The 8,244-nt window shown below is 32.7% G+C and carries 6 protein-coding genes and 1 pseudogene; 5 read left to right on the top strand and 2 right to left on the bottom strand.

Annotated elements, in window-relative coordinates; translation table 11 throughout:
• Positions 1 to 245 (top strand): annotated as a pseudogene (locus H6X70_RS16295) (transposase); the annotation flags it as partial.
• 125 nt (positions 246 to 370) lie between these two features.
• Here H6X70_RS16295 and H6X70_RS16290 read toward each other — a convergent pair.
• Both H6X70_RS16290 and H6X70_RS16285 read right to left on the bottom strand, forming a co-directional pair.
• Entirely contained in the window at positions 371 to 1,489 is a 1,119-nt protein-coding gene (locus H6X70_RS16290; protein ID WP_194768766.1) for a GTP cyclohydrolase, read from the bottom strand.
• 28 nt (positions 1,490 to 1,517) lie between these two features.
• On the bottom strand, positions 1,518 to 2,519 hold the full coding sequence (locus H6X70_RS16285; RefSeq protein WP_194768765.1) for a transporter: 1,002 nt from the start codon (positions 2,517 to 2,519) through the stop codon (positions 1,518 to 1,520).
• Positions 2,520 to 2,664: 145 nt separating this feature from the next.
• Here H6X70_RS16285 and H6X70_RS16280 point away from each other — a divergent pair, with 145 nt between their 5' ends.
• Genes H6X70_RS16280 through H6X70_RS16265 form a run of 4 tightly spaced genes read left to right on the top strand, consistent with a single transcriptional unit; the run spans position 2,665 to position 8,183 of the window.
• Complete coding sequence (locus H6X70_RS16280; RefSeq protein WP_194768764.1) at positions 2,665 to 2,928, top strand: DUF4834 family protein; 264 nt, start codon at positions 2,665 to 2,667, stop codon at positions 2,926 to 2,928.
• A 31-nt stretch (positions 2,929 to 2,959) separates the two neighbouring features.
• Positions 2,960 to 5,404 (top strand): YfhO family protein, encoded by a 2,445-nt coding sequence (locus tag H6X70_RS16275; protein WP_194768763.1) that lies wholly within the window; start codon positions 2,960 to 2,962, stop codon positions 5,402 to 5,404.
• Between the two features lie 40 nt (positions 5,405 to 5,444).
• The gene (locus H6X70_RS16270) at positions 5,445 to 6,725 is read left to right on the top strand and encodes a glycosyltransferase family 4 protein (protein WP_194768762.1); all 1,281 of its coding nucleotides are present in this window, start codon (positions 5,445 to 5,447) and stop codon (positions 6,723 to 6,725) included.
• Positions 6,726 to 8,183, top strand: a complete 1,458-nt coding sequence (locus H6X70_RS16265; RefSeq protein WP_194768761.1) for a lipopolysaccharide biosynthesis protein — start codon at positions 6,726 to 6,728, stop codon at positions 8,181 to 8,183.
• Positions 8,184 to 8,244: the final 61 nt, after the last annotated feature.

Here is an 8,244-nt window from a genome sequence, read left to right as displayed (position 1 = left end):
AGCGTAAAGGGAAGCTTCCTAAAAACTATAAGCAGGAGAACCAACTTAAGGCTGCAATTACCAAGGAACGGGCAACCAGATTAGAAGGGAGTTTTGGAAAGGAAAAGGAATATTACCATCTCAAACGTATAAAAGCTAAAACAAAAGCCACCGAAACCCTCTGGATATTCTTCGGAATACATACCGCTAATGCTCTGGAAATAGGTAGACGAAAACAAAATAGCCAAGTTCAAAAAGCTGCCTAGATTTTAGTTGTTTTAAAGACTTCACAGGGATACCTATGTTCAATTAGCACCTAAAAACTCTAATGCATCAAGATTTTAATAAAAAAACAAAAAACCAAGACTGATATTTAATCAATTTTTGGTTTTTATAGTGATTTTCTTAATGTTTTTCTCCTTTTTATAACAACCGGATCAAAATGCTTCCATATTTTTTTTATGGCTTCATTGTCTTCTAGTTCTGGTGTTCTGTAACATGTCATTATGCCTTTTTTCTTAAAGGTTTCATAGTATTCATTGAAAATAATAGCGTGCACGCCTCGATTTTGATAATCGGGATGAACACCTATTAGATAGAAATCTGCAGTTTTACTGTTTTTTTTAGCATCCAAAATGTATTTAAAACCAAAAGGAAACAATCGGCCTTTTGCTTTTTGTAAGGCTTCAGAAAAAGAAGGCATAACAATCGCGAACGCTACCAATTCATTGTTCTTATCCACAACAAATTTGATGTATTCAGGATTTATAAAACTTATAAACTTCTTTTTAAAATAGGCTTTTTGAATGTCGTTTATCTCAACAAATGATGATAATGAAGCATAAGACGTATTAAACAAGTCAAACATTTTGTCCACATAAGGCATCACATCAGCTGTTTTTGTGAAATTCAAGGCGCTTAACTGATATCTCTTTTTTATTAAGGTCTGTGCCTTTAAGAAAAATTCAGGTTTTACATTTTCAAAGGGAAAAATACTTTCAGAGTATGTTTTTTCAACCTTAAAGTTAGCAGCCTCGTAGTGTTTTATGTAGTAGGGGTGGTTATACCAGGTTACCATACAAGCGGTAGAGTCAAAACCTTCTGTTAAAACACCTACTTTATCAAGGTTTGAAAACCCTACAGGACCTTCAGTGTACTCTAAATTATAAGATTTACCTATTTCTTCAACCTTATCTAAAAGCGTTTGAGATACTTCAAGGTCATCAATAAAATCAAACCAGCCAAAACGCATTTTTTTTTGGTTTTGACCTTTAATCTCAAGCCAATTAACAATAGCTGCAACACGCCCAACAATTTCATCATCTTTATACGCTAAAAATAATCGCGCGTCAGCATCATTAAAAACAGGGTTTTCTTTTTTATTAAACGATTTAATCTCTTGACTTATAATGGGTGGTGTCCAGTATTTAGAGTCTTTATATAATTTAAAAGGGAATTTAACAAATGCTTTAAGTTCCTTTTTAGATTTAACTTCTTTAAGTTTTACCATGTTTTGTATTGATGCGCTATTTGATTTGTTAGTCAAAATCAACGTCTTCTTTTTTTCTTTTTTCAGGTTCTTGAGGGAGTGTGCTATTTGGATCGTTGTTTCCTAAGTTTGTTGGAATGCCATTTTCTTCATCAGGCACATCATTATTTTTAGGTTTCTTGTCTTTGTGGAAATCCAATCTATAAGAAGCTCCTAAGTTTACACTAAAAACAGAAGGTGTATCTTTTGTGTTAAATGTTATTGCAGAGTCGAGTTGGAAATTCTTCGACCATAAATAAGCGCCTCCTAATCTGAAAAGATTATCGGCATAAAAATCACTTTTAATCCCTTGAGTTTCGCCAAATATAACCCATTTCTCACTTACAGAATGGGTTAGTGTTAATATGTATTGAAAATCAGATTGGTCGGTTCCAATGCGGTCTTTAATGAAGTTCATTACAAAAACCCAGCCTCCAGCAAAATTGTTTTGTGTAGCTAACATGATTTTAGGACTAACGCCACTAATATCTGGAGCGGTATATGGATTGTTTTTAGAATCAAAATTAGCACCTAAATAAACCGAAACCGCAGGAATTAAAGTCTTCCATTTAAATTTTCGGTTTGCTTTCCAGCTGTATAAATCAGGTTTTTCTTCAGGTTGGTTTTTGTGCGGGTCGTAAACTAAATATTTAGCACCAAGTGTAACATATTTAAAGTTAGAACGCTTATTTTCTAAATTGTTATTTGAGGTAAAAGTTTGGGTGTCGTTTTGGTAGTTTCCTTCAATATTAATCTCTAAAGGCTCCCATAATAAGCCGTATCGTGCGGCAAAATCAATACCGAAACCAGAAACATTGTAAGCTGTTTCAGGAGTTCTTTTTTCTTTCAAATAATAGGGCCCAGCTTCAAACTGCACAACGTTAGTTCCAACTGAAAAGGCACTTTTAGAAACCCCTGGTCTATTTGAATTTATAACTTCAGTATATTGGCAAAAACCTTGAGTTGTTGTTAAGCATAATAATAAAATCAAGGAATATTTTTGTAGATTCATAGGCATCGGTTTAAAGCTCTCTTTATTATAAAGTTATTAAACGCTGCCCAAATATAGATATTTTATAGTTTTTTTATCATTTTTCATCTTTTTTTCAGCAGATAGAATTGTATTTTTGTAATGAATTACAAACAAAAGTTAAAAAATGGGATTATTAAGAACCATACTTATAATAGCGTTGGTTTATTACGGGTTAAAAATACTTTCAAGATTATTTGCACCATTTCTTATAAAATATGCTTCTAAAAAAGCCGAAGAACGCTTTGGTGGTCAATTCGGTCAGTTTCAAAAGGGTGCTCAAAGAGAAGCCCCTAAAAAGGAAGGGGAAATAACTATTGACAAAATTCCTCAAACAAAAACTTCAAATAAACAGGTTGGTGATTATGTTGATTTCGAAGAAATAGATTAATTTTCGCAATCATTTGAATTAACACCAATTTATGCAGTTTTCAGTAAAAAGATTTTTACCACACATATTAGTACTTTTAGGTTTTGTAATTATTTCTCTTGCGTATTTCAGCCCTGTTTTAAAAGGTAAAGCCATTTATCAGAATGATATTGTGCAATTTATCGGGATGAGTAAGCAGCAAACAGACTTTAAGGCTGAAACTGGTGAAGAAACCTATTGGACAAACAGTGCTTTTGGTGGCATGCCAACCTATCAATTAGGGGCGAAGTATCCGCACAACTATATAAAGAAACTTGATTTAGCACTTCGCTTTTTGCCTCGCCCTGCAGATTATCTTTTTCTGTATTTATTGAGCTTCTACGTGTTTTTACTGGTTTTAAAAGTCGATTATAAACTCGCGGCGCTTGGTGCTTTGGCATTTGGTTTTTCAACCTATTTGATAATTATTTTAGGTGTTGGTCATAACAGTAAAGCACACGCCATAGCATACATGCCCTTAGTTTTAAGTGGTATTATTTTAGTGTTTCAAAAAAAATACATTTGGGGATTTTTGCTAACAGTTGTAGCTATGGGGCTGGAGCTTGTTTCTAATCACTTTCAAATGACGTATTATTTAATGCTTTTAGTGATTGTTTTAGGCGTTGCTTATCTGGTTGATGCCTATAAAAACAAAACCCTTCCACATTATTTTAAATCTGTTGGTATTCTTATCGCTGCCGTTATACTTTCTATTGCGTTAAATGCAACTAATATTTTAGCCACAAAAGAATATGTAAAAGAAAGTAAGCGTAGTAAAAGCGAGTTAACCATTAATCCTGATGGTTCTAGAAAAGAAGTGACTTCTGGTTTAGATCGCGATTATATCACGCAATTTAGTTATGGCATTGTTGAAAGTTTAAATTTATTTATTCCAAGGTTTGTTGGTGGTGGAAATCATGAAGATGTTGGAAGAAATTCAGCAACTTATGAAGCTTATAGAAAATTAGGAGCCTCTACAACCCAAGCGCTTGAAGCATCGAAAAGTGCGCCTATGTACTGGGGAAATCAACCAATTGTTGAAGCTCCAGCATACGTAGGAGCTGTGGTTTTATTCCTGTTTGTTTTTGCTTTGTTTTTAGTGAAAGGGCGTTTAAAATGGTGGCTTGTTAGCGGAACTATTTTGTCCTTATTATTATCTTACGGGAAAAATTTAGGGTTTTTAACCGATTTCTTTATCGATTATGTGCCGTTATATAACAAATTTAGAGCAGTGAGTTCTATACAGGTTATTTTAGAATTGTGTATTCCTGCTTTAGCAATTTTTGGATTGGTAAAATTATTTGATGTTTCTAGACAACATGATGAAAAACTAAAAGCCTTAAAAAACACAACGATTATAACAGGAGGTGTGGCAATAGTTTTCTTGTTGTTTAAATCGTCTTTATTTGATTTTGTTGGAGCTAACGACGGATTGTATCGCGAGAGTTACGGGCAAGCCTTTATAGCTGCTGTAAAAAGTGATCGAAAAACTGTTTTTACACAGGATACCTTGCGCAGTTTGATTTTAGTTGTGTTTTCTGCTGGAGCTATTTTTATGTTTTTAAAAGATAAACTGAAGGAAAAATGGGTGATAGCTTCATTTTGTGTGCTTATTTTATTTGATTTAATTGGTGTTGATAGACGTTATGTAAATAATGACGATTTTGTGGCAGGTGTTAAAATGAGTAAGCCGTTTCAAGCGACTGAAGTGGATAAACATATTTTGAAGGATACAACTTATTATCGTGTGTATGATTTAGTTTCAGGACCTTCAAAGCCTTCATACTTTCATAATTCCTTAAACGGATATAATGCTGCTGAATTAAGACGTTATCGAGAGGTTTTCGATTTCTATTTAGAAAAAAATAATATTAATGTATTGAGTATGCTGAATACAAAATACATTGTTGCGCAAGATGAAAAAGGTGCTGTTGTTCCTTTTGAAAACGATCAAACCAATGGAAATGCTTGGTTTATTTCAAGCCTAAAAGAGGTGGCTTCAGCAAATGAAGAAATTTTAGGTTTAGAAAATTTAAACACACAAACAGAAGCTATTTATTCGCATCATGAGGCTGTTCAGTCAATTGATAATTTGAGAAATAATTATGTTTTAGATTCTTCATTAACTATTCAATTACAAAATGTTAAGCCTAATTATTTAAAGTATCAGTCAAATAATAAAAATGATGGTTTTGCTGTGTTTTCAGAAGTGTATTATGGTAACGGTTGGAAAGCGTATCTAGATGGCGAAGAGGTGAGTTTTATGCGCGTTGATTATATTCTTAGAGGGATGCCTGTGCCTGCTGGAAAACATATTATAGAATTCAAATTTGATCCAGATGTTGTAAAAACAGGTAGCCGAATTACATTGGCAAGCTCGGTTTTGTTAGGTGTTTTGTTGCTTCTAGGTTTGTTTTATGAGTTAAAACGAAAGAAAAAGAATGAGACAGCAGAGTAGTGTTAGGTTTTTAATTGAAATGCTTCCTTTTAAAACATAAATGAATAAAAAAAAAGTACTTATAATAACTTATTATTGGTCGCCAGCAGGTGGTCCAGGAGTTCAGCGTTGGCTGAAATTTGTAAAGTACTTGCCAGATTTTAATATTGAACCTGTTGTTTATATCCCTGAAAATCCGAATTACCCTTTAATTGACAAGACTTTATCTTCTGAGGTTTCTAAAGATTTAAAAATCTTAAAACACACAATAAAAGAGCCCTACAGGTGGGCTGGAATTTTATCTAAAAAATCATCTAAAACCATAAGCAAAGGGATTATTTCCGAAGATAAAAAGCAATCTGTTTTAGAGAAATTAATGCTTTTTGTGCGTGGTAACTTTTTCATCCCCGATGCCCGAGTAGGCTGGGTGAAACCTTCAGTTGAATTCCTTTCTAAGTATATTGATCAACATGGTATTGATACTATAATCACAACTGGGCCGCCACACAGTGTACATTTAATTGGTTTAAAATTAAAAGAGTCGCTGGGGGTGAAGTGGTTGGCAGATTTTAGAGATCCATGGACAACTATTGGTTATCACAAACAATTGCGGTTAACGCGAGCTTCAGAGGTAAAACACAAGCAGTTGGAAAAAAAGGTTTTAAATGAAGCTGATCAATTAATTGTAACAAGTTTTACAACAAAAAAGGAGTTTGAAAACATTAGTGATAAACCCATAGAAGTAATTACTAATGGTTACGATGATGAAGTTTTTCAGGATTTTCAAATGGATTCTAAATTTACTTTATCGCATATCGGTTCATTATTATCAAAAAGAAATCCTGAAATATTATGGCGCGCTTTAAGTGAGTTAATCAATGAGAATAAAGATTTCTCTAAAGATTTTCAGCTTAATTTTATTGGATCTGTTAGTGAAAACATTCTAGAATCTCTTGGTAAATTTAATTTAAGTGATTATGTAAATGATGTAGGTTATGTCTCGCATAACGAGTCTATTGTTTTTCAAAAAAAATCACAAATCTTACTATTAATTGAAATTGATTCCGAAGAAACAAAAAGTATTATTCCGGGGAAGTTGTTTGAGTATATGGTTTCTAATCGTCCAATAATTGCTATTGGTCCGAACCAATGGGATGTTGAAAAAATTATGAGAGAAACCAATACAGGAACGTGTTTTAATTATAATGATTTCGACTCATTAAAAAAAACTATCTTAGAGCACTATGTGGCATTTCAGAATGATACTTTACAAACACACCCCATTGGCTTGCAAAAATTTCACAGAAAAGCACTTACCCAATCTCTATCAAAACTGCTTTAAATGGGAATAGTTGCAACGCAATCCTTTAAAAATATTATTTCCACCTATCTCGGGTTCTTTATAGGCGCCATAAATACGTTGTTTTTATACACAGAATTTTTAAGCGACGAATATTATGGTATGGTGGGCTACATGCTTTCTTTAGCTTATGTAATCATGCCTATTATGTCTCTTGGGATGCACAATACTTTAGTGAAGTTTTACAGTTCTTTTAAAACACGAATTTCATTAAATAGCTTTTTAACACTCATGTTGTTTTTACCATTGGCTATTATTATTCCTATTGTGGCTATTACTTATTTTGGTTATGATGTGATTACAGCATTACTTTCTAAAAAAAATGAAATTATAAAGGATTATTTGTGGCATACTATTTTTGTAGCTATTGCTTTGGCTTATTTTGAAGTGTTTTTTGCTTGGGCGAAAGTGCAAATGGAAACAGTTGTTGGTAATTTTATGAAAGAGGTTTTTCATAGAGTTGGCACGATGGTTCTGCTGTTTTTACTCTATTTTAAAATAATTGATGTTGAACAATTTATGTTCGGACTCGTAATCGTGTATCTATTAAGGACATTGGTTATGAAGATTTATGCTTTTAGTATTAAATTCCCTGTCATTACATTTAGTCGCTTGAATAATTTAAGCAGCATATTAAAATATTCTTTTTTAATTATAATTGCAGGTTCTATTGCAACGGTTTTATTGGATATAGACAAAGTCATGTTAGGGTATTATGTTGATATTAAAGAAATTGCCTATTATAATGTCGCTATTTTTATAGCAGCCGTTATTGCGGTGCCTCAGCGTTCTATGCATCAAATTTTAATGCCATTATCGGCTAAATATCTTAATGAACGGGATTTTAAATCTTTAGAAGATTTGTATGTGCGCAGTTCTTTAAATCTTTTTGTGGTTGGAGGTTTTGTTTTTTTACTGATTGTTTTAAATATTAATCAGCTCTATTATATTATCCCCGAAGAATTTAGCGGAGGCTTGTTTGTTGTGTTTATTATCAGTGTTTCAAAACTCTACGACACAGCTTTAGGGAGTAATAATGCCATATTGTTTAATAGTGATTATTACCGAATTGTTTTGGTTTTAGGGGTGATTTTGGTGATTTTAATGATTTTGCTAAACATCGTTTTTATCCCATGGTTGGGCATTAATGGAGCTGGACTAGCTACGTTTGTTGCGGTTTTTTTGTATAATTCAATTAAGTTATATTTTGTTTACAAAAAGTTTAAGATATTTCCGTTTACCATAGAGACTTTGAAAATAGGAGGGGTGATTTTATTAAGTGTACTTCTGTTTTATTTTTGGGATTTCCCTTTTCATCCAATATTAAATATTGCCTTAAAATCTTCTTTATTAGGGATAATCTATCTGTTTGTAGTGTATCGCTTTAATTTTTCTGAAGACATTTCAGGTTTAATTAAACGCTATCTAAATCTGAAATGATTGTGTAAGTTGTAAAATTAGAAAACCCCGCAAAGTTGCTTTGAGGCAAACTATTTGCAGG

Source organism: Tamlana sp. I1 (assembly GCF_015355625.1).
In the GTDB taxonomy this organism is placed as follows: Bacteria; Bacteroidota; Bacteroidia; order Flavobacteriales; family Flavobacteriaceae; genus Pseudotamlana.
This window is presented reverse-complemented; position numbering and strand designations above follow the sequence as displayed.